This window comes from bacterium (genome assembly GCA_024742285.1).
In the GTDB taxonomy this organism is placed as follows: Bacteria; Myxococcota_A; UBA9160; order UBA9160; family UBA4427; genus UBA4427.
In genome coordinates this window covers 195,701-222,173 of sequence record JANSYR010000006.1, presented here as the reverse complement: position 1 = coordinate 222,173, position 26,473 = coordinate 195,701, and the positions used below count along the sequence as shown (strand labels likewise).

The window sequence follows — 26,473 nt, the reverse complement described above, 5'->3', positions numbered from 1 at the left end:
AACGCCGACGGTCCCGTCGATCCGGCGCCTGAAATCGACCGGACACGGGCGGTCGGATCTGCGTATCATGCGGGGGACACGAAACGAGAGGACGACGATGCGACCGCTGCCCCAGCTCACGCCCGAGAACGAGTTCTTCTGGACGAGCGGAGCGGACGGGACCCTTCGGATGCAGGGATGCGACGCGTGTGATCGACTCGTGCATCCGCCGCAACCCTATTGCCGCTACTGCGGGAACGACGTCGTGATCCGGGACCTGTCCGGCCGGGGGACGGTCGTCGGATTCACCGTCAACCATCAGCAGTGGTTGCCGACGATGCCCGTGCCCTACGTGCTCGTGATCGTGGCGCTCGACGAAGACCCGCTCGCGCGGTTGACCAGCCTCGTCGTCGACGCCGAGCCGGACGACGTCGGGATCGGGACGCGGGTCGAGGTCGACTTCGAGGAGCACGAGGACGTGTGGCTTCCGGTGTTCCGTCTGTCTGGCGAGCCGGACGACGAACGTCCGGTCTGGCCCGAGCCGCCGGTGGCACCGGCGCCCGCGCGCGCGACGGGCGAGAAGTACGAGTCGAAGGTCGCGATCACGGGACTCGGGATGTCGGAGGTGGGGCGGCGGCTCGAGCGCAACCCGCTCTCGATGACCGTCGACGCCTGCCGCGCCGCGATCGAGGATGCCGGGCTCTCGCTCGAGGACATCGACGGGCTGTCGACCTATCCCGGCGCCAGCGCGGGCAACGGGATGGGCGAAGGCGGGATCGCGGCCGTGATGGAGGCCCTCGACATCCGTCCGGTCTGGTTCGGGGGCGGGGTCGAGCAGGCGGGGCAGGGCGGCTCGGTGACCAACGCCATGATGGCGGTCGCCGCCGGCGTCTGCCGTCACGTGCTCTGCTTCCGGACGGTGTGGGAGACCACGTACGCGCTTCGCGCGCGCCACCGCTCCGCCGCCGGGATCAAGTCCGGGTCGCGGGTGTCGGGGGAGATGGAGTGGCGCCTGCCCTACGGCGCGATGTCCGCCGCGATGTGGATCGGAATGCAGGCGAACCATTACATGCACCGATTCGGGATGACCCGGGAACAGCTCGCCTGGATTCCGATGACGGCCCGAGCGCACGCCGCGAGGAATCCGGACGCGATCTACCGGGACGAGATGGGTCTCGACGACTACCTCTCCGCGCGGATGATCACGACGCCTTTCGGGCTCTTCGATTGCGACGTGCCCTGCGACGGGGCGGTCGCGCTGATCGTGTCGGCGGCGGAGACCGCGGCCGATCGACCGAATCCGGCGGTCCGGGTCGAGGCGGTCGGGACGCACATGGCAGAACGCTTCTCCTGGGACCAGGGGACGCTCCTCCACGAGCCCTTGGTCGAAGGTCCGGCCCGTCATCTCTGGTCGCGGACCGACATGACGCCGGCCGACGTCGACATCGCCTGTCTCTACGACGGGTTCAGCTTCAACTGCCTCTCGTGGATCGAATCCCTCGGCTTCTGCAAGCTCGGCGAGGGCGGCGATTTCGTCGACGGCGGCAAGCGGATCCGCGAGGGCGGCGACTTCGTGTTGAACCCGCACGGTGGGCAGCTGTCCGCCGGGCGCCTGCACGGGTACGGCTTCTTCCACGAGGCGGTCCTGCAGCTTCGGGGCGGAGCGGGGGATCGGCAGGTCGCGGACGCGGCGACGGCGGTCGTGACGACCGGGGGCGGTCACCCGGGCGGGGCCGTCCTCTTGCGCAAGGACTAGGCGCGCGGCGCGCGCGAGAAGGAGAACCGGACATGGCCTACGTCGAGTACGCGACGAAAGAACGGGTGGCGACGATCACGCTGACCCGCGCCGACAAGGCGAACGCCCAGAACGAACGGATGCTCGACGAGCTCCACGAGTCGTTCCTGCGCGCGGAGGCGGACGACGAGGTCCGTGTGATCGTGCTGCGCGCGGAAGGCAAGCACTTCTCCGCGGGCCACGACCTGGGCGGGAGCGGCGACGAACAGGACCGAGACCGATTCGGCGAGGACGGGAAGTACTACCTCGACCGGCTCTACCGCTGGGAGGCGAAGAAGTACCTCGGCTACTCCTGGTACTGGCGGAACATCCCCAAGCCCACGATCGGCGCGATCCAGGGCAAGGCGATCGCCGGTGCCTTGAACCTGATCTTTCCGCTCGACCTCCTGGTGGCGGCCGAGGACGCGCAATTCTCGGATCCGGTCGTACTGATGGCGATCGGCGGCGTCGAGTATCACGGACACACCTGGGACATGGGCGCGCGGCGCGCCAAGGACATGCTCTTCACGGGTCGGGTCTTCACGGCGGAGGACGCGCGGGAAATCGGACTGGTGCGCGAAGTCGTTCCCAGGGACGAGCTCTGGGAGCGGACCGACGCGCTCGCGAACCAGATCGCGACGCGAAACCCCTTCGGCCTCGCCCAGGCGAAGCGTGCCGTCAACCAGACCCTGGACGTCCAGGGCTACTACACGGCGCTCCAGTCCGTTTTCGACATCCACCACACCGGTCACGGGAACGCGATCACCCACACCGGGTACCCGATCCTGTCGGACCTCTCGCAGATGAAGACCGAGCTCTCGAAGAAGTAGGGGGCGAATTGCGACCCCCGCGGCCGGGGGTGATAATCGTTCCTCCCCTCTCGGGGAGAGGAGGTGACCATGTCCACCGATCCGCTGACCTGTCCCGTCTTCGACGCCGACAATCACCTCTACGAGACGAAGGAGTCGTTCCTTCGATATCTCCCCGAGCATCGACGCGGTGCGATCGACTACGTCGAAGTTCGCGGGCGGACGAAGATCGTCATCAAGGGGCATATCTCCGACTACATCCCGAACCCGACCTTCGAAGTCGTGGCGGCTCCCGGCGCGCAGGAGGAGTACTACCGGAAGGGCAACCCGGAAGGGAAGAGCCGGCGCGAGATCTTCGGCGCGCCGGTGAAGTCGATCCCGGCCTGGCGAAACCCGGAGGATCGGCTCGCGCTGATGAACGAGCAGGGGCTCGATCGGACGCTCCTCTTCCCGACCCTCGCGAGCGTCCTCGAAGAGCGGATGCGGGACGATCCGGAGCTGATCCACGACGTCGTCCATTCGTTCAACCAATGGCTCTTCGAGACCTGGAGCTTCAACTATCGGGACCGGATCTTCTCGACGCCGGTGATCTCGCTGCCCATCGTCGATCGCGCGATCGAGGAACTCGAATGGGTCGTCGAGCGCGGCGCGAAGGTCGTGTTGATCCGTCCCGCGCCGGTCCCTGGACTCCAGGGCTCGCGCTCCTTCGGCCTGCCCGAGTTCGATCCCTTCTGGGAGAAGGTCGTGGAGCACGACCTCCTGATCGGGATGCACTCGTCGGACAGTGGCTACACCCGCTATACGAATGACTGGCTCGGCTCGAGCACGGAGTTCCTCCCCTTCCAGCCCCAGGCCTTCTCGATGCTCCAGGGCCGGCGGGCGATCGAGGACTCGGTCTCGGCCCTGATCTGTCACGGGGCGTTGTCGCGGTTCCCCGAACTGAAGATCTCGGTGATCGAGAACGGGAGCTCCTGGGTCGCCCCGCTCCTCGCGAAGATGAAGGACGTGTACAAGAAGGAGCCGCAGGGGTTCCCGGAAGATCCGGTCGAAGTCTTCAAGCGGAACATCTATGTGAGCCCCTTCTGGGAGGACGATCTGCCGGCACTGGCCGAGCTGATCGGCGAGGAGCACGTCCTCTTCGGGAGCGACTATCCCCACCCGGAAGGTCTTGCCGACCCGGTGAGCTACGTCCACGAGCTCGGGGATGCCTCGGAGAGCGCGATCCGGAACATCATGGGCGGCAACGTCGCGCGCCTCATGAACGTGCCGAACGAGAAGCTGGTCTGAGGAATCGACCGGAAGAGACGAGAAGCGATCGATGGCCGCCGCCCCGCCCGACCCCTACTACGACCCCTACGACTTCGAGATCGACGAGGACCCGTATCCGGTCTGGCGACGGCTCCAGGACGACGCGCCGCTCTACTACAACGAGAAGTACGACTTCTACGCGCTGTCGCGCTTCGACGACGTCGAAGCGGGGCTGAAGGACTGGCAGCGGCTGAGCTCGGCGCGCGGGTCGGTCCTCGAGATCATCCGGAACGGCGTCGAGATCCCGCCCGGCTCGATCCTCTTCGAGGACCCGCCGAGCCACGATCTCCACCGAAGCCTGCTCGCGAAGCTGTTCACGCCGCGCCAGATCAATGCCCTCGAGCCGAAGGTCCGCGCTTTCTGTGAACAGAGTCTCGACCCCCTGGTCGGGAGCGGCGGATTCGACTTCATCGCGGATCTCGGAGCGCAGATGCCGATGAAGACGATCGGCATGTTGCTCGGCGTTCCCGAGGAGGACCAGGAAGCGATCCGGGATCGGATCGACGCGGGACTGAAGCTCGAAGGCGGCGAGATGCCCGAGGCGCCGGGCGGTCGGAAGGGCGGTCTCACGTTCGGCGGCTTCGAGAAGTACATCGACTACCGGATGGAGAACCCGTCCGACGATTTGATGACCGAGCTGATCCGGGCCGAGTTCGTCGACATGCACGGCGAGACGCGGCGACTCGGGCGTCAGGAGATCGTGGGCTTCGTCGGGCTGCTCGCCGGCGCGGGAAACGAGACGACGACCCGGCTGATCGGTTGGGCAGGGAAGGTCCTCGCCGAGAATCCCGACCAGCGGGCCCGCCTGGCGGCGGATCCGAGCCTGATCCCCCAGGCCGTCGAGGAGTTGCTCCGCTACGAAGCGCCGTCCCCGATCCAGGCGCGCTACGTCCTCGAGGACGTCGAGTACCACGGGCGGACGGTGCCGCGGGGGAGCATCCTGGCGCTCCTGAACGGCGCGGCGAATCGCGATCCCCGCCGATTCGACGACCCGGACCGGTTCGACATCGACCGGAAGATCGACCACCACCTCTCGTTCGGGTTCGGCATCCACTTCTGTCTCGGCGCCTCGCTCGCCCGCCTCGAAGGCCGTGTCGCCCTCGAGGAAGTCTTGAAACGATGGCCCGAATGGGAAGTCGACTGGGACAACGCCGTCCAGGCGCACACGTCGTCGGTTCGGGGGTGGGAGAAGCTTCCCGTTCGAACCGCCTGATCATCCTGGAGGAGGAGCCGCCATGGAAATGAACGACATGATCCTCGTGAGCGTGGACGATCACGTCTGTGAGCCGCCGGACATGTGGGACGGAGTCCTCACGCCCGAGTGGAAGGCGAGGGCGCCGAAGCTGGTCACGCGCAACGACGGCACGAACGCCTGGGTCTTCGAGGGACAGCAGATCCCGAACGTCGGCCTGAACGCGGTCGCGGGGCGACCGCCGGAGGAGTACGGGATGGAGCCGACCGCGCTCTCCCAGCTCCGGAAGGGTTGCTACGACGTCGACGCCCGGATCGACGACATGAACGTGAACGGCGTGCTCGGCTCGCTCTGTTTCCCGTCCGTACCCGGTTTCTGCGGTGAGCTCTTCGGTCGCAACGACGACAAGGAGCTGGCCCGGGTCATGATCCAGGCCTACAACGATTGGCACATCGACGCCTGGTGCGGCGCACATCCCGGTCGTTTCATTCCCCTCGCGATCCCCATGATGTGGGATCCGAAACGATTGGCCGACGAGGTACGGCGCGTGGCGAAGAAGGGGTGTCACGCGATCTCCTTCGCCGATACGCCGACGGGCCTGGGCCATCCGTCGCTCTTCGACGACCACTGGGAACCCTTCTGGAAGGCCTGCGCCGACGAGGGGACCGTGATCTGCATGCATATCGGCTCCGGAACGGGGATGTCGCTCAACGAGATGGACGCCCCGATCGAGATCATGATCACGGGCACGCCGATCACGCTCTTCGGGGTCGCCACGGAACTCACTTTCTCGGACGTGCTCCGGCGATACCCGGATCTCAAGTTCGCGATGTCCGAAGGCGGCGTCGGCTGGATCCCGTACTTCCTGGAGCGGGCCGACTACGTCTACGAGCACCATCACAAGTGGACCCACCAGGACTTCGGCGGAAAGCGGCCCAGCGACGTGTTCAAGGAGCACTGCGTCACCTGCTTCATCGACGACGACGCGGGCGTCCGCAATCGCGACCTGATCGGAATCGACACGCTCACCTGGGAGTGCGACTACCCCCATTCGGATACGACCTGGCCGCTCTCGCCGGAGAAGCTCTGGCGCTCGATGAAGGACGTACCGAAGGAAGAGGTCGACAAGATCACCCACCTGAACGCGATGAAGCATTTCCAGTACGACCCCTTCGCGGTCATGCCGCGGGAGGAGTGCACGGTGGGCGCGCTCCGCGAGAAGGCGAAGCACGTCGACCTGGCGCCGATCGCCGGAGGCGGAGGCAAGCCGCCTTCCGACTACGCGAAGGGCTACGTCACGATCGGGGATGTCGTCCAGCAACTGTCGAGTGCCTACAGCGTCGCGTGGGACAACGCCCCGGACAACGCCCCGGACGACGCCGTCGACAACGCCGCCGACAACGCCGCGCACGACGCCGCAGACGGCGCCCCGAAGAACGACTAGCGCCGGGGGCACGATGAACGGGATCCACGATCTCGGGGGCATGGAGGGCTTCGGCGCGATCGAGATCGAGGCCGACGAGCCGACGTTCCACGAGCGTTGGGAGGGGCGCGCCTTCGCGCTGAACATGGCCGGGATCGGGATCCTTCGGGCCTACAACGCGGATGAATACCGCCACGCCGTCGAACGGATGGCGCCGGCGGACTATCTCGGCGCCTCGTACTACGAGCGGATGCTGACCGGCGCCGCGACGCTGCTGGTCGAGAAGGGCGTCGTCGATCGCGCGAGTCTCGAATCTCTCGCCGGCGCGCGGTTTCCGCTCGCGCGGCCCGTCGCCGACGTGACGCCACGGGAGGTCGCGGAGCCCGCGACCGCAACCTTCGCGGTCGGCGACCGAGTGCGCGTACGCGAGGCCCAGTTCCGAGGGCACACTCGGGTCCCGCGCTACGTGCGGGGGAAGACCGGCGAGGTGATTCGCGTGGCTCCCGCGTTCTCCTTTCCGGACACCTCGGCCCACGGGTTCACCCCACGAAGCGAGCCCACCTACCACGTGGAGTTCGAAGCGCGCGAGCTCTGGAGGGAGGACGACTGCGCGGGCGAGTCCGTCCTGGTCGATCTCTGGCAGAGCTACCTGGAGCCGGTCGAATGAGCGATCGGGATCGCGTGGCCACGCCCGTCGAGCGGGTCGAGGCTCTCGAGCGGGCCCTCGCGGACGCGGACCGTCTCCCGGACGGGGCGATCGACCGCCTGGCCGAGAACGCCGGGCAGGAGTTCGACTGGAGGAACGGCGCCCGGGTCGTGGCGAAGGCGTGGAGCGATCCCGACTATCGGGCACGACTCCTGGTCGACGGCACGAAGGCCTGCGCCGAGCTCGGCTTCGAGGGGCCGCAGGGCGAGTACATCGTCGTGCTGGAGAACACCCCGACGCTCCACAACGCCGTCGTCTGCACCCAGTGCTCCTGCACCGCCTGGCCGGTCCTCGGTCTTCCGCCCGACTGGTACAAGGCGCCGGCCTACCGAGCGCGGATCGTGCGCGCCCCGCGCGGCGTCCTGCGCGAGATGGGGGTCGAGCTGGCGGAAGACGTCCGCGTACGGATCACCGACACCACCGCCGAGACACGCTTCCTCGTCCTGCCGCTCCGCCCGGACGGCACCGAGGGCTGGAGCGAGGACGAGCTCGCCGCGATCGTGACGCGCGAGTCCATGATCGGTGTGGCGCTGGTCTCGCTCCAGGGGGTGGCGCCCGCGGACTAGTCGTTCCAGATCACCCGCAGCATCGGGTCCTCGCCCAGCGGTCCGATCGGGTCGGACTCGCCGTGGCCTCCGACCCTTTCTCGGGCGTGACGGATTCGGTTCACTCCGCATTGTGACGGACGAGCCTCGAAACGACGTGGAGACGAACGTGGAAGAACTGATCGAAACCCTCGACATCAACGAGTATCTGCCGACCGCCCTCGAGTGGGCGACGAACGTGCTGCTCGCGATCGTCATTCTGATCATCGGCTACTGGATCGCCGGCCGGATCGGCCGTCTGATCGTCGGGCTGGGCGAACGCCACGACCAGCTCGACAGCACGCTCTTCACCTTCCTCGGCAGCATCGCCCGCTATGCCGTGCTCGCCTTCACCTTCATCGCGGTCCTCAATCGTTTCGGTGTCGAGACCACCTCGATCGTGGCCCTCCTCGGTGCCGCGGGTCTCGCGATCGGCCTCGCGCTCCAGGGCGCCATGACGAATCTGGCGGCGGGCGTGATGCTGATGATCTTTCGGCCCTACAAGGTCGGGGACTTCGCGGAGGTGGCCGGGCTCTTCGGCCTCGTCGACGGGATCGATCTCTTCACGACGAACCTCAAGACCTTCGACAATCAACATGTCATCGTGCCCAATGGCAGCATCTGGGGCGAGAAGATCGTGAATCACAGCCACCACCCGGTGCGCGGTGTCGACATGCGTTTCGGCATCTCGTACGACTCGGACATCGACACGGCCCGCGCGACGATCGACCGGGTCCTCGCGGCGCATCCACACGTCCTCTCGGATCCCTCGCCCTTCGTCGAGATCGAGACCCTGAACGACAGCTCCGTCGACTTCCTCGTGCGGCCCTTCTGCGAGGGAACCCACTACTTCGAGCTGCTCTACTCGCTCCCGGAGCAGATCAAGAAGGCGCTCGACGCCGCCGGCGTCGAGATTCCGTTCCCCCATCGCAAGGTGATCGTCTTCAACGGAGACGAGCCGGGCCGACCGATCGGGGCCTCCTAGGGCCCGACTGGGGTAACGTCCGGGCATCGGCCAGGCATGGCCCAGGAGGCAGTATGAGCGAGCAATCGAATCCGTTCCGAATCAGTCCGGTCGAGGGCCCGGAGGGCAAGGGCGTCCGAATCGAGTTCGACGTCGAGACGGTGCGCGGCCCGAAACAGTTGAAGCGGGCGACGTTCGGGGCGTTCGAGATCCTCTGTGACGAGGGCGCCATGATCGGTGGCGACGACTCGGCTCCCCCGCCGCTCGCCTACTTCGCGTCTTCGATCGCTTTTTGACTGCTCACGCAGCTCGCTCGGGTGAGCGAGGCGAAAAAGATCGAGTTCGATCACTTGTCGTTGGTGGTCACCCCGCGCTTCGAGCAGACCGGCTCGATCGGCGCAGGGAACGCGACCAGTCGACTGGTCGATGTGGAGACGAAGCTCGAACTCGAGTCGAGCGCCGATGAGGCGGTGGTGGCCGCCGTCGTCGCCCAGGCCGAGAAGATGTGCTTCCTGATGGACGCGATCCGGAATCCGCGGACCGTGACCGCGACCGCGACTCTGAACGGGGCGACGCTCGCGACGGCGGACTGATTCCTCTGCTCGCGCGCCGGCCTACTTGCCGGCGAGGAGCGGCTTCATCGGCTCGGGCAGGAAGTCCGCGCGCGGGTGATCGCTCGTCCGCACGCAGCGATTCGTGATCGTTCCGAGGCCTTCGATCGCCGTGGTGACGACGTCGCCGTCCTTCAGCAGCTTGTTCTGGAACACGCCGACGCCGCCGGGCGTGCCCGTGAAGATCACGTCGCCGGGAAGCAGCGTAAGGATCCCGGACAGGTAGGCGACGAGCGTCGGAACGTCGAAGATCAGATCGCCGGTGCTGTCCTTCTGTCGGACTTCGCCGTTCACTTCACACACGAGCTCCATGGCGTCGCGGCTCGCGAGCTCGTCCGGCGAGACCAGTACGGGACCGATCGGTCCGTAGGTGTCGAAGGACTTGCCCAGGTTGAACTGGGGCGGGGCCGAGGTGAACTGTGCCGGCCGGTCCGAGATGTCCTGGCCGACGCAGAGTCCCGCGACGTGGTCCCAGGCATCCTCGACGGCGACGTCCTTCGCGGTCTTGCCGATGACCGCGACGAGCTCGCCCTCGTAGTCGACGTAGTCGCTTCGCATCTCCACGTCGTCGTTCGGGCCTGCGATGCAGGACGGGAACTTCGCGAAGACGAGCGGGGCCTCGGGGATCGCCATCCCGCCTTCCTCGGCGTGATTGCGGTAGTTGAGGCCGATCCCGAAGGAGTTGACCGGGCGAGGGGAAGGCGGGCCGAGCTTCGCGTCGGCGAGCTTGCCGGTCGGCGTCTGGTCCGCGAGGCTCGCCGCGATCTCCGAGAGCTGGTCGCAAGCGGCGAGCGCCCCCATCGGATCGCTGCCGAGCTTGCCGCCGGAAGCCTTCTCGAGGTCGTAGTAGTCGTCACCGAGGACGAGGGCCGCGCGGCCCTCGATGTTCGCGAGTCGGAATCCCATCGGTTCTCCCTCCGATCGAGCGTCGAGCAGGATCGGCGCCCGGGTTCGGCGCGATGCTAGCCGGTTTCGATCGCAGTCGAGCGAACGCGGAGATCCCGACCCCTCGACCCCGAAGGGGCCAGGCGCCGGCTTCGTTTCGATCGTCCGACTACGATCGCGTACCCTCGTGTCTTCGAACCCGAGAGGACCCGAGATGCGCAACAACATCGGCCTGCTGCTCGCGAAGCGCGCGCGCCTGAACCCGGACCTCGAAGCCGTCTTCGACGTCGCCTCGGGCCGACGCTTCAGCTACCGCGAGACGAACGACCGCTGCAATCGTACGGCGAATGCCCTCGCCGGGCTGGGCGTCGGCAAGGGCGACCGGGTCGGGCTTCTCGCGATGAACAGCGTCGAGTTCTTCGAGACCTTCTTCGCGATCGCGAAGCTCGGCGCGGTCTGCGTTCCGCTCAACTGGCGGCTCGTACCCGACGAGCTCGAGTTCATCCTGAGCGACTCGGGCGTCTCGACCCTCGTGTACGGCGAGGAGTTCCTGTCGGCGGTCGCGGACCTGCAGCAGCGACCGAAGCTCTCGGGGCAGGGCGACGGCGCGACGACGATCGCGAGCTACCTCCAGATCGGCGGCGAGACGGTGGAATTCGCGAAGGACTACGACGCGACGTGTGCCGCCGCATCGACGGAGGAGCCGGCGATCGTCGCCGAGGACGAGGACGAGCTCTACATCATGTACACGTCGGGCACGACGGGGCTGCCCAAGGGCGTGGTTCACACGCATTCGACGGCGCTCTGGGGCTGCATCACGATGATGGCGACCTCCGAGGTCGCCTTCGGCGATCGCTACATCGTCGCGCTGCCGCTCTTCCACGTCGGCGCCCTCACGCCGATGACGGGCAACGTCCACCGCGGCATGTCCAACATCATCCTGCGCGCCTTCGACCCGTCCCTCGTCTGGAAGCTGATCGAGCAGGAGAAGGTCCAGTGCATGCTCGCCGTTCCGGCGATGCTGAACTTCATGCTCCAGGTCCCCGACAAGGACACCGTCGATCGGAGCTCGCTGCGCTGGATCATGAGCGGCGCCGCCCCGGTCCCGGTCGCGACGATCCAGGCCTACGACGCGATGGGGATCCCGATCCATCAGGTCTACGGGATGACCGAGACCTGCGGTCCCGCGTGTCTCACGAGTCCCGAGGACGCCGTCCAGAAGATGGGTTCGACCGGCCGCCCCTTCGTCCACACGGAGGTCCGGATCGTCGACGACGAGGGCAACGACGTGCCGCCCGGTGGGACGGGGGAGGTCTGGATCGCCGGTCCGCACATGATGAAGGAGTACTGGAACCGGCCCGATGCGACGGCGGAGACCCTCGTCGATGGCTGGGTCCGCTCCGGCGACGTCGCGACGATCGACGAGGACGGCTGCATCTACATCCAGGACCGCAAGAAGGACATGATCATCTCGGGGGGCGAGAACGTCTATCCCGCCGAGGTCGAGAACGTGATCCTCGGGATGGAGAACGTGGTCGACGTCGCGGTGATCGGGATGCCTTCGGCCAAGTGGGGCGAGTCCGGTCTCGCGGTGGTCGTACGGGGGGCCGAGAACCTCCAGGCACAGACGGTCCTCGACTACTGCCAGGGCAAGCTCGCGCGCTTCAAGCAGCCGGTCGCGGTCGAGTTCGTGGACGAGATCCCGCGGAACCCGAGCGGGAAGGTCCTGAAGCGCCTGCTCCGGGAGCGATACCCCGGACCGGCGGCCGAGTAGCGTCCGGCGGTTCGCTCTCGACGGGGAGGGAAGAAGGATGATCCATGTCGTCGGCGGGCTGCTCGTGCTCGCGATCGGCTGGTTTCTCTTCGAGAAGCGCCGGCGCCGCACCCATTCGGTTCCGCCGGGCCATCAGCCGGATCTGCTCTTCCCCCACGTGGCCGAGTGGGAGCTCTATCACAACGCACTCTCGCTGTGTTCGATGAAGACCCGGGTCTGTCTCGCCGAACTCCAGATCCCCTACGAAGGACACCACATCGACCTGATCGAGACCGGCGCCTACGAGACCCTCCGGCCCGAGCTGCTCCGGGTGAATCCTGGCGGGACGGTGCCGGTCCTCCTCCACCACGGACACCCCATCTACGAGTCCCACGAGCAGATCCGCTATGCCGCCCGGTTCGCGCCCCCCGGCGCCGCGTCCCTGGTTCCGTCGGACCCGGCCGAGCGAGCGGAGATGGAGGCCTGGGTCGACCGGACCTCGCTCACCAATCCGCTCGAGGAGCCGGAGAAGTCGGCGGGCAACGCGGTTCCCGGCCAGACGCTCCCGCTCTTCTGCACCATGGTCGAGAAGATCCCGTTCCATCTGATCCTGGAAGGACTCCTCTTCCACTTCGACAAGCGTCGCCCGATCATGTTCATTCTCTTCAAGCTGCTGGGAATCGAGCGACTTGCTCGCCTCGGCCCGGTCCCGGACGCGATCGGCCAGACGCGAGAGATCCTCCTCGGCTTCCTCGACGAGCTCGAGGCACGCCTCGAGACGAACGGCGGGCCCTGGATCATGGGCGAGCAGTTCACCCTGGCCGACGTGGGATGGGTCGTGATCTTCGAGCGGATCCGGCAGGCGAGCGCCGAGAACGTCTTCCTCGATCCGTCGAAGCGCCCGTTGGTCGCCGCCTACTGGGAACGACTGAGGGCTCGACCCTCGTATCGGCAGGCGATCCTCGATCACGACCACCCCCTGATCGACTACGGCCGGGACCGGATCGCCGAGGCCAAGGCCGCTCACGCCGACGTTCGCATCCTGCTGGAAGGCGTATGACCGTGCTGGCCCGATTCGTGCTCGCTTCCTTCGTCGTCGTCCTGGCGACGACGGTCTTCGCGGAGGAGGAGGGGGCGAAGCGTCCCAACATCGTCGTGATCCTCGCCGACGACCTCGGTTGGAACGACGTCGGCTACCACGGAAGCGAAATCCGCACGCCGAACCTCGACCGCCTGGCACGCGAGGGCGTCGAGCTCGACCGCTTCTACGTCCAGCCGAGCTGCAGCCCGACCCGTTCGTCCCTGATGACGGGAAAGTCCTCGCGGCGTCTCGGGATCCATCGCCCGCTGGGTAAGAACGAAGGCGATGGGCTGGGTCTCGACGAGCGGATCCTGCCTCAGTATCTGGGCGCCCTCGGCTACCAGCCGGTCATGGTCGGGAAGTGGCACCTCGGCCACTTCATTCCCGACTACTTCCCCCAGTCGCGCGGCTTCGAGCACTTCTACGGCTACCTGACGGGCGGGATCGGCTACTGGGACCACAACCACGGTGGCGGTCACGATTGGCAGCGCAACGGCGAGACCCTCCGGGAGGAGGGCTACAGCACCCGACTGCTCGCGGACGAGGCCGTCCGCCTGCTGCGCGGACGAGATCGGACACGGCCGACCTTCCTCTATCTCGCGCTTCCCGCACCGCATCTCCCCAACGAGGCGCCGGAAGAAGTCGTGGCGACCTACCCGCGGATCGAGAACGAGCAGCGTCGCCTCCACGCCGGGATGGTGACGGAGCTCGACGCGGCGATCGGGCGCGTGCTCGACACCCTTGCGGCGGAGGGCATGCTCGAGCACACCCTCGTCTTCTTCTCGAGCGACAACGGAGGACTCTCGCCGGAGGCGCGCTTCCCGCTCTTCGCGCGGGCGAGCGAGCTGGCCATGCGGGTCTTCGACCGCCCGATGCCGATCGCGTCTCTCGAGTTCATGGCCTCGAATACCTTCGATGGCGCGAGCGACAACAGGCCGCTGCCCGGGGGCAAGATGACGATCGCGGAAGGCGGCGTGCGCGTGCCCGCGTCGATCTGGTGGCCGGGTCGGCTCGAAGGTGGTCGGCACGAGCGCTTCATGACGATCTCCGACGTCCTGCCGACGCTGCTCGAAGCGGTCGGGGCACCGGGCGAGATTCCCGAGGACCTCGACGGGGCGAGCCAATGGGGCGTCCTCAGCGGGAGCGGGCCGAGCCGGACGCCGGACTACGTGATCGGGGATACGGGCGCGATGGCGCTCTACCGGGCGCCCTGGAAGCTGGTGCTCTCGGGCGACGAAACGCGGCTCTACGACGTGTTCGTCGACCCCTTCGAGACCCGCGACGTCGCGGCCGGTCACGCCGATGTCGTGACCGAGATGACGGCGGCGGCGGAGGCCTGGCCGCGCCACTCGCGACCGGGCGAGACGTCGCCGCTCCGCTTCCTCTGGGACCCCGATGGGTTCGGTGGGCCCGAGGATCGGGAACCCTGGGCCGACGTCGCGCGGGATCGCGCCCGAAAGGCACGTTAGTCGGCGGGCGCGCGCTCCGAAGCGGCGGCGAGTGCCCACCAGGCCATCGGCGGCGAGACGAGGGCGGCCAGAGCACCGGCCCACAGGGCCTTGAACGTGACGAAACCGCCGAGGGAGACCGGCTGAGCGCTCGCGAGGTCGAGGATCGCGACCAGCGGAACCGAGCCGCAGAGGGTGGCGAACCCGGCGAGGACCAGGCCCCGGACGAGGGCCGGCCGGCGGTGCAGTCCGCGGGCGGCGACCATCTGACGATCCAGGGGCGGAAGCGCGCCGCTCGCGACCTGTCTTCCGATCACGTGCGAGACGATCAGGGTCATGAGGACCGGGAGGAGCACTCCGGTCGCCAGGAGGTCGGGCCCCATCGCCGCCTCGCCCCAGAGCGGGATCGTCTCGTGTCCGCGAAGAATGCCCCAGGCGATCGCGCCGTTGATGGCGACGTTGATGCCGAAGGCGTGCACGAACTGTTCGTTTCGGAAGAACTGGCGATGGCGATCGGAGAGTTCCACGGGCGTTCCTCGCGGTTGCGGTGCGTTCGGCGCGGTCGCCGGCGGTGACTTGACGACCGAACGGAAATCCTAGTTCATTGACGGGTCCGATCGAGGACGGGGAAAGGGGCGGAATGGATCTCGGAATTCGTGGCCGCAAGGCGATCGTGTGTGCGTCGAGTCAGGGGCTCGGGGAGGCGTGTGCCCGCGCGCTGGCGCGCGAAGGGGTCGAGCTCGTCGTGAACGGTCGCGACGCCGGCAAGCTGGCGACGATCGCCGACCGGATCGCGACGGAACACGGGGTCCGGGTCACGCCCGTCGCCGCGGACCTCAACGTGCAATCGGAGCGGGAGCGCCTCATCGCCGCCTGCGCTGACGCCGACATCCTGGTGAACAACAACGCCGGGCCACCGCCGGGCAACTTCTTCGAGATGGATCACGCGAAGTGGCTCGAAGCGCTCGAGGCGAACCTGCTCGCGCCGGCGATGATGATCCGCGGCCTCCTGCCCGGAATGCAGGCGCGCGGTTTCGGGCGGATCGTGAACATCACGAGCGCGATGGTGAAGACGCCGGTCGGGATCATGGCGCTCTCGACGACGGCCCGGACGGGGCTGACCGCTCTCTGCAAGTCGATCTCGAAGGGCGCCGTCCAGCACAACGTGACGATCAACAACCTGCTGCCCGAGCGGATCGATACGCCGCGGCAGGAGCAGATGGCGCAGGTCGCCATGAAGATCGGGGGCCTCTCCTACGAGGAGGCGCGCCAACAGCAGGTCGACAGCATCGCCGCCGGGCGCCTCGGCCTGCCCAGCGAGTTCGCCGACGCGTGCGCTTTCCTGTGCAGCGCGCAGGCGGGCTACATCTCCGGCCAGAACCTCCAGCTCGATGGCGGATCCTACGACGGACTGATCTGAGACGCGCCTTCTCCTTCGGGTCCGCTGCAGTCGGAGTCGCCCCTGCTTTGCTGCTCGAGGGTTCGGCGATTGGTCGCTGGTCGTGCCACGGCTATGCTCGCGCGTCCGCAATCCATGAACCCGAACGGGAGACCTCCATGTTCAGCCACGTGATGCTCGGTACGAACGACATCGAAGCCTCGAAGCGCTTCTACGACGCCGTGCTCGGCACCCTCGGCATCGGCCCCGGCGTCGACAACCAGGGCCGTTACTTCTACATCAGCCCGCAGGGCATCTTCGCCATCACGAAGCCCATCGACGGCGAGCCCGCGACCCACGCGAACGGCGGAACCGTCGGCTTCCTCGTCGAGAGCGACGAGCAGGGCGACGCGTTTCATGCGGCCGGACTCGCCAACGGCGGCACCGCGATCGAGGATCCGCCCGGTCGCCGCGAGAACGGGATGTACCTGGCGTACCTGCGCGATCCCGACGGCAACAAGGTCTGCGCGCTCGGGCGCCCTGCCTGATTCGCTGGTCCGAAGGGCCGAGCCGGTGAGCGCCGGCTCGGCCCTTCTTCTTTCGTCCGCCGCGCTCGCTCGGCCGCTGCAGGATCGGAGTGCCCATGTCCGTCTTCTCCGACTGGCCGCGCCGCTACACCGTCGTCGCGCTCTCGTTCCTCGCCGTCACCATCTGCTACATCGATCGCGTCAACATCTCCGTCGCGATCATTCCGATGGCCGAGGACCTGGGCTGGGACCTCGAGACCCGTGGCATCGTCCTCGCCTCCTTCGCCGCGGGCTACATCACGCTCCAGATCATCGGTGGACGCCTTGCCGACCGCTTCGGAGGCAAGGTCGTGCTGGGAGTGGGCGTCGTCCTCTGGTCGCTCTTCACCCTGCTCACGCCACCGGCCGCCTTCCTCGGTCTCGGCGCGCTGCTGATCGCCCGGATCGGTCTCGGCGCCGGCGAGGCCGTGACCTATCCCTCCTTCTTCAGCCTCTTCGGGCGGTGGGTTCCCGAGAGCGAGCGCGTCCGGGCCGTCGGACTCGCGAACAGCGGGATCCCGCTCGGCACCATCTTCGGTCTCGTGGTGACGCCGCTGGTCATCTCGGCCTGGGGCTGGGAGTGGGCGTTCTATCTCTTCGGGCTCGTGGGCTTCGTCTGGTTCGTGCCCTGGTGGTTCCTGGTGCACGCGACGCCGGCGCAGCACCCGTCCATTTCGTCGGCGGAGCGTGCGCTGATCGAGGCCGAGATCCCGGATCGCGAGGGCGAAGCCCTCCCGTCGCTGGGAAGCTTCCTCCGGAGCCGGTCGGTCTGGGCGATCGTCGTCGCGCACTTCTGCAACAACTGGTCGCTCTACATCCTGATCACCTGGCTCCCGACCTTCGTGAGCGAAGGTCTCGGCGTGCCCTTCGAGTCGGTGGGCTGGCTCACGATGATCCCCCACGTCGCTTCCTTCATCTTCATCAACGTCGCCGGGCAGATCGCGGACCGGATGCTCGCTGCAGGCCTGCCCGTCGTGCGGGTGCGGAAGATCATGCAGACCATCGGGTGCTTCGGGACGGCGATCTCGCTCCTCGTCGTGGGGCAGATCGAGACGGCCTGGGCCGCCATCGTCGTGATGTCGATCGGAACTGCGGTGGGCGCGTTCGTGACCGGCGGCTTCGCCGTAAATCACATCGACATCGCCCCCCGCCACGCGGGCACGGTCATGGGGCTGACCAACACCGCCGGTACGATCCCCGGAATGGTCGGCGTCTACACGACCGGCATGATCCTGCAGGCGACGGGGTCCTGGAGCCTCGTCTTCGGTGTCGCGTCGGGGATCACGCTCGTCGGCTGGCTCGCCTTCGTCCTCTTCGCGAGCGGGGAGCGCGAGTTCGACTGACGGGACGCGTCCGCGCGTGGCAGGGGGGGGCGGCCGGAGCGACGCTCAGCAGGACGCACGAGCGACGCCGCGTTCTGTATGCTCGCGTTGCGCCGCGTCGGCGGCGGCGGAGGAGATCGCATGCAGAGTCGTCGCCTCGGAACCAGCGCCCTCGTCGTCTCGGACCTGTGTATGGGAACGATGACCTTCGGCTCCCATGCGGACGAGAAGACGAGCCTCCGGATCCTCGACCACGCCTACGACGCGGGGATCAACTTCTACGACACGGCGGAGAACTACCCGGTCCCACCGGACCCGGCCTATGCAGGCGAGACCGAGCGGATCGTCGGCAAGTGGCTCGCGACGAAAGACCGAGACTCGGTGATCCTCGCGACGAAGGTCGCCGGGCCCTCCCACGGTTGGCTCAAGGCCGCGGTCCGGTCGGGGATGACGACCCTCGACCGGCACAACATCGTGCGCGCGGTCGAGGCGAGCCTGGAGCGCCTGGGAACGGACTACGTCGATCTCTACCAGACGCACTGGCCCGACCACGACCAGCCCTACGACGACACGATGGAGGCCCTCGACGAGTTGATCGTCGCGGGCAAGGTCCGCGTGATCGGCTGCAGCAACGAGACGAGCTGGGGCCTCATGAAGAGCCTCGAGACGTCGCGCCGGCTCGGGGTCGCCGAGTACCAGACGATCCAGAACAACTTCAGCATGAACAATCGTCGCTTCGAGGACGAGCTGGCCCAGGTGTGTCGCAAGGAAGGGGTGAGTCTGATCCCGTACTCGCCGATCGCCGGCGGCGTGCTGAGCGGGAAGTACAACGGCGGTGCCTGGCCCGAGGACGCGCGCTTCTCCCGCTACAAGGCGATGGGAGGAAGGCAAGGGGCGATGGCGAGCCGTTTCGTGAGCGATGCGGCCCTCGCGTCGACCGAGCGCTTCGAGGCGATCGCCGCCGAGGCCGGGCTCTCCGTCGTGACGCTCGCGGTCGCCTGGTCGAAACAGCACGACTTCGTGGCCTCCACGATCGTGGGGGCGACCAAGGAGGAGCAGCTCCCCGAGATCTTCGCGGCGAGCGACCTCGTCCTCGACCCCGAGGTCATGAAGGCGATCCACCGCGTCACGCGTGAGATCCGCTACCCGATGGGGTGACGGCGGGGCGAAGGAACGAGCGATGGAAGTCGGGATCTTCTTCACTGCCGGCGAGGGCGCGATCGACATCGCCCGCGTGGCCCGGACCGCCGAGGCGCTGGGCTTCGGTTCGCTCTGGGTCGGCGAGCACGTCGTCCTGCCCGTCGAGTACGAGCGCGTCTACCCCGCGTCCGAGAGCGGAGAGCCGCCCGCGTACGCGGGGCTGCTTTCCTCGCCGATCGTCGCCCTCGCCCGGGCGGCCGCCGTCACGTCGACGCTCCGCCTCGGGACAGGCGTCTGCCTGCTGCCGCTCCACGAGCCCATCGCCTTCGCCAAGGACATCGCGACCCTCGACGCGGACTCGGACGGCCGCTTCCTCTTCGGGGTCGGCGCGGGATGGATGCGGGAGGAGACGGAGATCCTGGGCGGTGACTTCGACCGACGCTGGGCGCAGATCCGGGATCAGGTCGCGGCCATGAAGGCCCTGTGGACCCGGGAAGAGGCCAGTCACCACGGTCCCTACGTCCGGTTTCCGGCCGTCCGTTCCCATCCCAAGCCCGTGTCGAAGCCGCATCCGCCCGTTCTGCTCGGGGGCGCGTCTCCGCGCATCTTCGAGCGGATCGCCTCCTGGGGCGAGGGCTGGATCCCCGGAATCGCCACCGTCGACCAGATGCGCGTCGGGCTCGCCTCGCTCGAGGAGGCGATGCTGCGCGCGGGGCGCGATCCCGCGCGTCTCACGCGCGTGGCCTTCGGATTTCCCGGCTGTCTGCGGAGCCGGGCGGAGATGGACGAGCTCGGGGCACTCGGCGTCGAGCACGCGACGATCTGGCTGGACGGCCGCGGTCCGGAAGTACTCGACGAGCTCGAACGCGTCGCGAAGGAGACGATGGGGTGAGGAGTGTGCGTCGCGCGCGCGCGGGTTCCGTCGCGCTCCTCGTCGTCGGCCTGATCTTCCCGTGTCGCGTCCCCGCTACGGCGGTCGCCGCCGAAGCGGACCCGCCCAACATCATCGTCCTGCTGAGCGACAACCTCGGCTACGGCGAGATCGGCGCCTATGGCGGGGGCGTCCTGCGCGGGGCGCCGACGCCGCGCCTCGACGCGCTGGCGACGGAAGGACTGCGGCTCACGAATTTCAACGTGGAGGTCGAGTGCACGCCGTCGCGCTCCGCGCTCATGACCGGACGGATGCCCATCCGATCGGGCACCTGGCGCGCGGCGACGCCGGGACTTCCGGGCGGACTGGCGCCCTGGGAGGTGACGATCGCGGAGACGCTCTCGAACGCGGGCTATGCGACGGCGATCTTCGGCAAGTGGCACCTGGGTGAGACGGAGGGGCGCTTCCCGACGAACCAGGGCTTCGATACCTGGTGGGGCTTTCCGTTCTCGACGAACGTGGCGATGGACACGGTCGCGGTCGGCTTCGACCCGACCGTCGCGCGCGTGCCCCACCTGCTCGAGGGCGAACGCGGCGGACCCGTCCGCGAGGTCGAGCCCTACGACCTCGGCAATCGACCCTTGATCGACGGCCGGATCGCGGAGAAGTCCGTCCGCTGGATCGCCGATCGCGCCGTCGACGATCGTCCCTTCTTCCTCTTCGTGTCCTGGTCGAATCCCCATCATCCCTATCTGCCGCATCCCGACTTCGCGGGACGAAGCGGAAACGGCGACTTCGCCGACGTGATCGTCGAGCACGACCATCGGGTCGGGCAGGTCCTGGATGCGATCGACGAGGCAGGGATCGCGGACGACACCATCGTCCTCTACGCGAGCGACAACGGCCCGGACTCGGCCCACTATCCGCAGGGGTCGAACTCGGGGCCCTTCCGCGGCTATCTGGGGAGCGCCTTCGAGGGATCCATCCGGACGCCGGCGATCGTCCGCTGGCCGGGGCGCGTCACCCCCGGTCGCGTCTCGAACGAGATCGTCGCGCTCGTCGACGTCTTTCCGACTCTCGCCGCGCTCGCGGGCGCGAAGATGCCGAGCGGTCGCGTGATCGATGGCGTCGACCAGTCCGCGTTCCTGCTCGGCGAGACCGAGCAATCGGCCCGGGAGTACGCGCTCTTCTTCTCGGGCCGGACACTTCTGGCGGCGAAGTGGCGACGCTTCAAGGTCTTCTTCACCGGGGACGATCCCGCGCCGCGGGACCGTGCGTGGCGTCGGCTGTGGGCGCCTCAGGTCTTCAACGTCGAGCAGGATCCGCGCGAGGAGACCGACGTCTTCCTCTACAACATGTGGCTGCTCGAGCCGGTCATCACGAAGGTCTACGAGTTCCTGTTCAGCGTGGACGGCGAGGGGTTGATCCTGCCCGGCGGCATGCGGCCGGAGTCGGCGACCGTCGAGATTCCCTTCCAGAGCCAGGACGAGATCGAGAAGAGCATGTCGGCGATCAAGCGGCAGTTCATCAAGAAGAAGGTGAAGGAGACCCTCGGTCTCGACGGGCGCTAGGCACGCTCGCGGGCAGGGAGTATCCTCCGGGTCTGCCCGCCCCTCGGAGGATCTCATGAGCCAGGCCGTCGCGACCGAATCCGAAGCCTTCGCCAATGCAGACGATGCCTGGTCGAAGCTCCCGCCCCGCCCCTCGACGCCGCAGGTCCGGGGCGAGACGCCGAAGCCGACGGGGCAGGTCGGCGCGGATCCCGAGACCTACCCCCTCGACCGGATCGATCCCTCCGATGGCGAGCTCTTCGCGGCCAACGAGTACCACGGGTACTTCGCACGGCTCCGTCGGGACGACCCCGTCCACTACACCCCGGAGAGCGCCGAGAGTCATTTCGGCGCCTACTGGTCCATCACGAAATTCGACGACATCGTGACCGTCGAGAAGGATCCCGACACCTATTCCTCGGCCCGGGCCATCTCCATCAGCGACCCGCTCCCGGACTCGCCGATGGATTCGAGCTTCATCTCGATGGACGGCCCGCGGCAGATCGCCCACCGCAAGACCGTCGCGCCGGCCGTCGGCCCCCGGAACCTGAAGCGCCTCGAGCCGATCATCCGCGAGCGCGTGATCCAGATCCTCGACGGCCTGCCGATCGGCGAGACCTTCGACTGGGTCGACCGCGTGTCGATCGAGCTGACGACCTCGATGCTCGCGAACCTCTTCGATTTTCCCTACGAAGAGCAGCGCAAGCTGACCTACTGGTCGGACATCACGACGACCCAGCCGAACCTGCCGGGACCGGACTCGATCACTCACGAAGAGCGGCACGCCGTCCTCGTCGAGTGCCTGAACCACTTCCAGGGCCTGTGGAACGAGCGGAAGGGCAAGGGACGCACCGGCGACTTCGTCAGTCTGCTGGCCGACGGCGAGGCGACGAAGGACATGGATCCTCGCACCTTCCTCGCGACCCTCGTCCTGCTGATCGTCGGTGGCAACGACACGACCCGCAACTCGATCAGCGGCGGCGTGCTCGCCCTGAACGAGCATCCGCTCGAGTACGACAAGCTCCGCGCGGACCCCTCCCTCGTCACGAGCATGACCAGCGAGATGATCCGTTGGCAGACGCCGCTGGCGCACATGCGACGAACCTGCACCCGCGACACGGAGCTCGGCGGCAAGTCGATCAAGGCCGGGGACAAGGTCGTGATGTGGTACGTGTCGGGCAATCGCGACGAGACGGCGATCGACCGGGCGAACGAGTTCCTGATCGACCGCAAGGACCACCGGAACCATCTCTCGTTCGGCTGGGGCCGCCACTTCTGCGTGGGGAGCCGGATCGCCGAGCTTCAGGTCCGCGTGCTCTGGGAGGAGCTGCTCCAGCGCTACCAGATGGTCGAGGTCGTCGGGCCGCCGGTCCGCACGCGATCGTGCTTCGTGAACGGGTACACCGAGCTGCCCGTCCAGCTCCACGCGCGATAGCAGCCCACCGGCCCGAGCGCGCCGAGTCCGAAGGTCACGCCGCGAACTCGGCGAGTCGCTTCTTGAGCACGCCGAGGGCGCTCTTGTTGGCGCCCACGATCCGCTCCATCGACGGGGCCTCTTCGCTGATGTCGCCGAGCTCCGCGAGCACGGTGTGGATGTCGTCGTGGGCGGGGACGTCGTGCATCCGCGCGAGCCACGCGCTCACGTTCGGGAAGGGCGTGAAGTCGAAGACGTTCGTGTACCCCGCCTGGAGCTGACCGAGCTCGGCGTAGGCGCCGAGGTCGGCGATCGTGAACGACTCGCCGCAGAGGTAGGGCGAGTCCGCGAGCCAGCCGGTGTCGAGGGCTTCGAGGGCTCGGGTGACCGTCGCCTGCGCCGCGCTCTGCATCGCCTCGGGGATGTCGAGGTCCTTTCGGATCTTCGGTGCCACGAGACCGAGCGAGGCGTCCCGGATGTTGCGGTGGTGGTAGTGGAGGTACCAGTCGACCCGGGCGCGCGCCTCGGCGTCCTCGGGATAGAGGTCCGTCCAGCCGTGGCGGTTGCAGAGGTAGGCGAGGATCGCGTGGGCCTCGGCGAGGACGAATCCGCTCTCGCGATCCTCGATCGTGGGAATCGTGCCCGCCGGATTCTTCGCGAGGTAGCCCGGATGGCGGCTCCCGTTCTCGCCCTTGGAGCCGGGGTTGATGAGCACCATCTCGAAGGGTGTGCGCTTGATGAAGAGGAGCCAGAGGACGGCTCGCACGGGTTGGGAGAACGGCACGCCGTAGAGGATCAGGGAGGGCTTCGCGTCGGACATCGGATCTCCATTGGGTGGGGGCGGGGGAGCCGGGGCGCCGGCCAGCGGCGGAAGCGTAGCTCGCCGAGAACGTGCGACCCGCCGTCCGGAGCAGCGAGGGCGCGAGTCGCTAGATTGCCCGGCGCGCCAGGAGGTCCTCCGTCATGCGTTCTCCGCTCCGTTCGTCGTTCCCTTCCATCTCCGTGACCCTCTCCTTCGTGCTCGTCGCGTTCGTCGCCGGATGCGGCGGTCCCTTCTTCATGCTTCCGGGTGGGGAGCTCAGCGGCGAGGTCGCCGAGGCGCCCGTCGACGACTGGAGCTTCGTCGACGATGCCTTCGTCGACATCGAGTTCCGGCCCGACGATCCGTACTCGGTCGAGCTGAACTACTTCGTGAGGAACGGCCAGCTCTACATCGACCCCGCCGAGGGACGGACGTGGCTCGAGTACCTCCGTGAGGACCCGCGCGTCCGCGTCCGATTCGGCGACACGATCTACGAGCGGACGGCCGTCCTCGTCGAGGACGAAGCCGAGCTCGAGGGCTTCGATCCGAAGCGCCTGGTGTATCGGCTCGACCCGCGCTGAGGCCCTTCGCCGCGATCCTTCTCGCTGCTCTCGCTGCTCTCGCCGCGCTCGCGGGGCTGACGCGCGGTCGCCACTGACGTCTGCGGTGATCGCGCGGGGTCTCGTAGAATTCTGGGGTCGCGCGATTCCCGCGCCAGGAGAGCCGCATGATCAAGGGCTACGCCGGACGCGTCCTCGAGATCGATCTCGCGACCCGCGAGCTCGCCTGGAAGCCCCTCGACGAGGACATCGCGCGGGACTACATCGGCGGCAAGGGCTACGGCACCCGCCTGCTCTACGACCGGACCGAAGCCGGGATCAATCCGCTCGCGCCGGAAAACCCGCTGATCTTCGCGACCGGGCCTCTGAACGGCTCCGTGGCGCCCCAGAGCAATCGCTTCGCAGTGGTCTGCAAGAGCCCGCTCACGGGCGGGATCGGCAACGCCACCTGCGGCGGGAACTACGCCTACGGGATGAAGCGCGCCGGAATCGACGTGATCGTCGTCTCGAACCGGTCCGAGCGCCCGGTTCGGATCGAGATCGACGGCGACCGCGACGAAGTTCGCTTCATCGACGCCGACGATCTCTGGGGACTCGGGACCTACGAAACCCAGGCGAAGCTCGGCAAGAAGCTCTCCCACGCCGTGATCGGTCCGGCCGGGGAGAACCAGGTCCTCTACGCGGGGATCGTGTCGAACGAACGGATCGCCGGTCGAACCGGCGTCGGCGCCGTCATGGGCTCGAAGCGCCTCAAGGCGATCAGCGTCACGGGCTCCCGCAAGCTCGAGATGGACGACCCGGACGCATTCAAGACCTACACGAAGGAAGTCCGCGCGCTCTTCAAGGACCACCCGGTGCTCGGCAGCTCGATGAAGCGGTTCGGGACCGGCGGGATCGTCAACACGACGAACGGCCGGGGCATCCTGCCGACGCGAAACTTCCAGAAAGGTCACTTCGACGACGCCATGACGATCAGTGGCGAGTACATGGAGGATCACGAACTCGTCGGGGTGAAGACGAGCTGTATCCACTGCCCGGTGACCTGCGGCCGCGACGTCGAGATCGAGGGGAAGGGGCGGGTCAAGGGACCCGAGTACGAGACCCTCGCACTCCTCGGCAGCAACCTCGAGATCTCGGACCTGGGGGAGATCAACGTCTGGAACTATCTGGCGGACGATCTCGGGATGGACACGATCTCACTCGGCGCGAGCCTGTCGTTCGCGATGGAGCTCGCGGAGCGGGGGATCTGGGATGCGGGCATCCGCTTCGGGGATCCGGACGGCATCAGCTCGCTCATCGAGGACATCGGCCATCGTCGCGGCGCGGGCAACGAGCTCGCCGACGGGACGAAGCGGATGAGCGAGAAGTTCGGCGGACACGCCTTCGCGATGCACGTGAAGGGGCTCGAGATGAGCGCCTACGATCCGCGCGGCTCCTTCGCCCAGGGCGTCGAGTACGCGACGACGAATCGGGGCGGCTGCCACGTGCAGGGGGCGTCGATGTACATGGAGTCGACCGGACCGCTCACGATCAATCCCCAGAACCTGAAGCTCAAGGCCGACATCCCGGTGCTCATGCAGAACAACGCCTGCGCCATCAACTCGATGGTGCTCTGCATCTTCACGACCTACGGGATGATCCCCAAGCAGCTCCACGAGATGGACCCGAGCTCGCTGTCGTTCCGGGCGATCTCGAAGGTCTTCGAGAATCTCGGACCGATGATGCGGATCGCCATGGGGATGAAGGGGAGCCCGATGCTCTGGTTCGAGAAGTGGCTCACCTACATCACCGGGACGACGTTCTCCTCTGGTCATCTCCAGGAGATCGGCGGTCGGATCTTCAATCTCGAGCGCATGTACAACCTGCGCGAGGGGCTGACCGGCAAGGACGACACGCTCCCGCCGCGCATGCTCGAGGAGTCGATCTTCGACACGATGGATGCGGGCCACCCACTCGGCGAGCTGCTGCCGCGCTACTACACGCTCCGCGGCTGGGACGCCGACGGTGTTCCGCTTCGCAGCACGCTCGAGAAGCTTCGGGTCGAGGTCTAGGAGGCGGCGATGGGCATCCGGGTCGAGCTCACCTACGACATGGGCAAGGCGATCGGCGAGCACGCGTTCGAGCTGGACGCGGCGACGACGGTCGCCGACGTCGTCGAGCAGACACGGGCGCGCTTCGGTGCGGGCGGCGAGGAGTTCGCGAAGCTCGCGCGGGTGGCGCGGGTCGCGGTCAACGGCGTCCTCGTCTCCCATCGCAAGGGCATGAAGACGAAGCTCGCCGACGGCGATCGTGTGGGCTTCGTGAAGGCGGCCGCCGGAGGCTAGGCGGCCTCGTGCCGAACGTGCCGAACTCC

Annotated in this window: 26 protein-coding genes; 23 read left to right on the top strand and 3 right to left on the bottom strand. The window is 67.5% G+C overall.

Going from position 1 to position 26,473, the window contains the following annotated elements; translation table 11 throughout:
• The first annotated feature begins 97 nt into the window (after positions 1-97).
• The 10 genes from NXI30_13350 to NXI30_13305 all read left to right on the top strand — a co-directional run bounded on the left by NXI30_13350 (position 98) and on the right by NXI30_13305 (position 9,332).
• A complete protein-coding gene (locus NXI30_13350; GenBank protein MCR9095200.1) occupies positions 98-1,735 on the top strand; it encodes an OB-fold domain-containing protein in 1,638 nt (545 codons plus the stop codon).
• 32 nt (positions 1,736-1,767) lie between these two features.
• Positions 1,768-2,583 (top strand): enoyl-CoA hydratase, encoded by an 816-nt coding sequence (locus tag NXI30_13345; protein MCR9095199.1) that lies wholly within the window; start codon positions 1,768-1,770, stop codon positions 2,581-2,583.
• Between the two features lie 69 nt (positions 2,584-2,652).
• Positions 2,653-3,849, top strand: coding sequence for an amidohydrolase (locus tag NXI30_13340; GenBank protein ID MCR9095198.1), 1,197 nt, complete (start codon positions 2,653-2,655; stop codon positions 3,847-3,849).
• Between the two features lie 31 nt (positions 3,850-3,880).
• Positions 3,881-5,083 carry a cytochrome P450 gene (locus NXI30_13335; protein ID MCR9095197.1) on the top strand — a complete coding sequence of 401 codons (1,203 nt, stop codon included), beginning with the start codon at positions 3,881-3,883 and terminating at the stop codon, positions 5,081-5,083.
• 22 nt (positions 5,084-5,105) lie between these two features.
• A complete protein-coding gene (locus NXI30_13330) occupies positions 5,106-6,506 on the top strand; it encodes an amidohydrolase (GenBank protein ID MCR9095196.1) in 1,401 nt (466 codons plus the stop codon).
• A gap of 13 nt (positions 6,507-6,519) precedes the next feature.
• Positions 6,520-7,152, top strand: coding sequence for a nitrile hydratase subunit beta (gene nthB, locus NXI30_13325; GenBank protein MCR9095195.1), 633 nt, complete (start codon positions 6,520-6,522; stop codon positions 7,150-7,152).
• Positions 7,149-7,757 carry a nitrile hydratase subunit alpha gene (nthA, locus tag NXI30_13320; protein ID MCR9095194.1) on the top strand — a complete coding sequence of 203 codons (609 nt, stop codon included), beginning with the start codon at positions 7,149-7,151 and terminating at the stop codon, positions 7,755-7,757. The genes nthB and nthA overlap by 4 nt, the downstream gene beginning before the upstream one ends.
• Positions 7,758-7,905: 148 nt before the next feature.
• On the top strand, positions 7,906-8,760 hold the full coding sequence (locus NXI30_13315) for a mechanosensitive ion channel (GenBank protein ID MCR9095193.1): 855 nt from the start codon (positions 7,906-7,908) through the stop codon (positions 8,758-8,760).
• Positions 8,761-8,813: 53 nt separating this feature from the next.
• On the top strand, positions 8,814-9,035 hold the full coding sequence (locus NXI30_13310; protein MCR9095192.1) for a hypothetical protein: 222 nt from the start codon (positions 8,814-8,816) through the stop codon (positions 9,033-9,035).
• A 21-nt stretch (positions 9,036-9,056) separates the two neighbouring features.
• Complete coding sequence (locus tag NXI30_13305; protein ID MCR9095191.1) at positions 9,057-9,332, top strand: hypothetical protein; 276 nt, start codon at positions 9,057-9,059, stop codon at positions 9,330-9,332.
• Between the two features lie 21 nt (positions 9,333-9,353).
• On the opposite strand, the gene NXI30_13300 is transcribed toward NXI30_13305, so the two are convergent.
• A complete protein-coding gene (locus tag NXI30_13300) occupies positions 9,354-10,256 on the bottom strand; it encodes a fumarylacetoacetate hydrolase family protein (GenBank protein MCR9095190.1) in 903 nt (300 codons plus the stop codon).
• 193 nt (positions 10,257-10,449) lie between these two features.
• Here NXI30_13300 and NXI30_13295 point away from each other — a divergent pair, with 193 nt between their 5' ends.
• The 3 genes from NXI30_13295 to NXI30_13285 are packed head-to-tail and all read left to right on the top strand — an operon-like array spanning position 10,450 to position 14,538.
• Positions 10,450-12,009: a long-chain fatty acid--CoA ligase gene (locus NXI30_13295; protein MCR9095189.1), complete on the top strand. Its 1,560-nt coding sequence runs from the start codon at positions 10,450-10,452 to the stop codon at positions 12,007-12,009.
• 37 nt (positions 12,010-12,046) lie between these two features.
• Positions 12,047-13,048, top strand: coding sequence for a glutathione S-transferase family protein (locus tag NXI30_13290; GenBank protein MCR9095188.1), 1,002 nt, complete (start codon positions 12,047-12,049; stop codon positions 13,046-13,048).
• The gene (locus tag NXI30_13285; protein MCR9095187.1) at positions 13,045-14,538 is read left to right on the top strand and encodes an arylsulfatase; all 1,494 of its coding nucleotides are present in this window, start codon (positions 13,045-13,047) and stop codon (positions 14,536-14,538) included. Before NXI30_13290 ends, NXI30_13285 begins: the two co-directional genes overlap by 4 nt.
• Here the strand turns inward: NXI30_13285 and NXI30_13280 are convergent.
• Positions 14,535-15,044, bottom strand: a complete 510-nt coding sequence (locus NXI30_13280; GenBank protein ID MCR9095186.1) for a hypothetical protein — start codon at positions 15,042-15,044, stop codon at positions 14,535-14,537. The two genes, NXI30_13285 and NXI30_13280, sit on opposite strands and share 4 nt — an antisense overlap.
• A gap of 113 nt (positions 15,045-15,157) precedes the next feature.
• Between NXI30_13280 and NXI30_13275 the strand changes: the two genes are divergently transcribed.
• The 7 genes from NXI30_13275 to NXI30_13245 all read left to right on the top strand — a co-directional run bounded on the left by NXI30_13275 (position 15,158) and on the right by NXI30_13245 (position 22,779).
• Positions 15,158-15,937, top strand: a complete 780-nt coding sequence (locus NXI30_13275; GenBank protein MCR9095185.1) for an SDR family oxidoreductase — start codon at positions 15,158-15,160, stop codon at positions 15,935-15,937.
• 137 nt (positions 15,938-16,074) lie between these two features.
• Positions 16,075-16,443, top strand: coding sequence for a VOC family protein (locus NXI30_13270; GenBank protein ID MCR9095184.1), 369 nt, complete (start codon positions 16,075-16,077; stop codon positions 16,441-16,443).
• Between the two features lie 95 nt (positions 16,444-16,538).
• Positions 16,539-17,804: an ACS family MFS transporter gene (locus NXI30_13265; GenBank protein MCR9095183.1), complete on the top strand. Its 1,266-nt coding sequence runs from the start codon at positions 16,539-16,541 to the stop codon at positions 17,802-17,804.
• A 120-nt stretch (positions 17,805-17,924) separates the two neighbouring features.
• Positions 17,925-18,941: an aldo/keto reductase gene (locus NXI30_13260; protein ID MCR9095182.1), complete on the top strand. Its 1,017-nt coding sequence runs from the start codon at positions 17,925-17,927 to the stop codon at positions 18,939-18,941.
• Between the two features lie 22 nt (positions 18,942-18,963).
• On the top strand, positions 18,964-19,815 hold the full coding sequence (locus NXI30_13255; protein MCR9095181.1) for an LLM class F420-dependent oxidoreductase: 852 nt from the start codon (positions 18,964-18,966) through the stop codon (positions 19,813-19,815).
• Complete coding sequence (locus tag NXI30_13250) at positions 19,812-21,365, top strand: arylsulfatase (GenBank protein MCR9095180.1); 1,554 nt, start codon at positions 19,812-19,814, stop codon at positions 21,363-21,365. The genes NXI30_13255 and NXI30_13250 overlap by 4 nt, the downstream gene beginning before the upstream one ends.
• Positions 21,366-21,420: 55 nt before the next feature.
• Positions 21,421-22,779 (top strand): cytochrome P450, encoded by a 1,359-nt coding sequence (locus NXI30_13245; protein MCR9095179.1) that lies wholly within the window; start codon positions 21,421-21,423, stop codon positions 22,777-22,779.
• 34 nt (positions 22,780-22,813) lie between these two features.
• Here NXI30_13245 and NXI30_13240 read toward each other — a convergent pair whose 3' ends face one another.
• Positions 22,814-23,578 carry a glutathione S-transferase family protein gene (locus NXI30_13240; protein MCR9095178.1) on the bottom strand — a complete coding sequence of 255 codons (765 nt, stop codon included), beginning with the start codon at positions 23,576-23,578 and terminating at the stop codon, positions 22,814-22,816.
• A gap of 143 nt (positions 23,579-23,721) precedes the next feature.
• On the opposite strand from NXI30_13240, the gene NXI30_13235 reads away from it, so the two are divergent.
• From NXI30_13235 to NXI30_13225, 3 genes are all read left to right on the top strand, one after another.
• Positions 23,722-24,141 (top strand): hypothetical protein, encoded by a 420-nt coding sequence (locus NXI30_13235; protein MCR9095177.1) that lies wholly within the window; start codon positions 23,722-23,724, stop codon positions 24,139-24,141.
• Between the two features lie 146 nt (positions 24,142-24,287).
• Positions 24,288-26,171, top strand: a complete 1,884-nt coding sequence (locus NXI30_13230) for an aldehyde ferredoxin oxidoreductase family protein (protein ID MCR9095176.1) — start codon at positions 24,288-24,290, stop codon at positions 26,169-26,171.
• A 9-nt stretch (positions 26,172-26,180) separates the two neighbouring features.
• Entirely contained in the window at positions 26,181-26,444 is a 264-nt protein-coding gene (locus NXI30_13225; protein ID MCR9095175.1) for a MoaD/ThiS family protein, read from the top strand.
• The last annotated feature ends 29 nt before the right edge of the window (positions 26,445-26,473 follow it).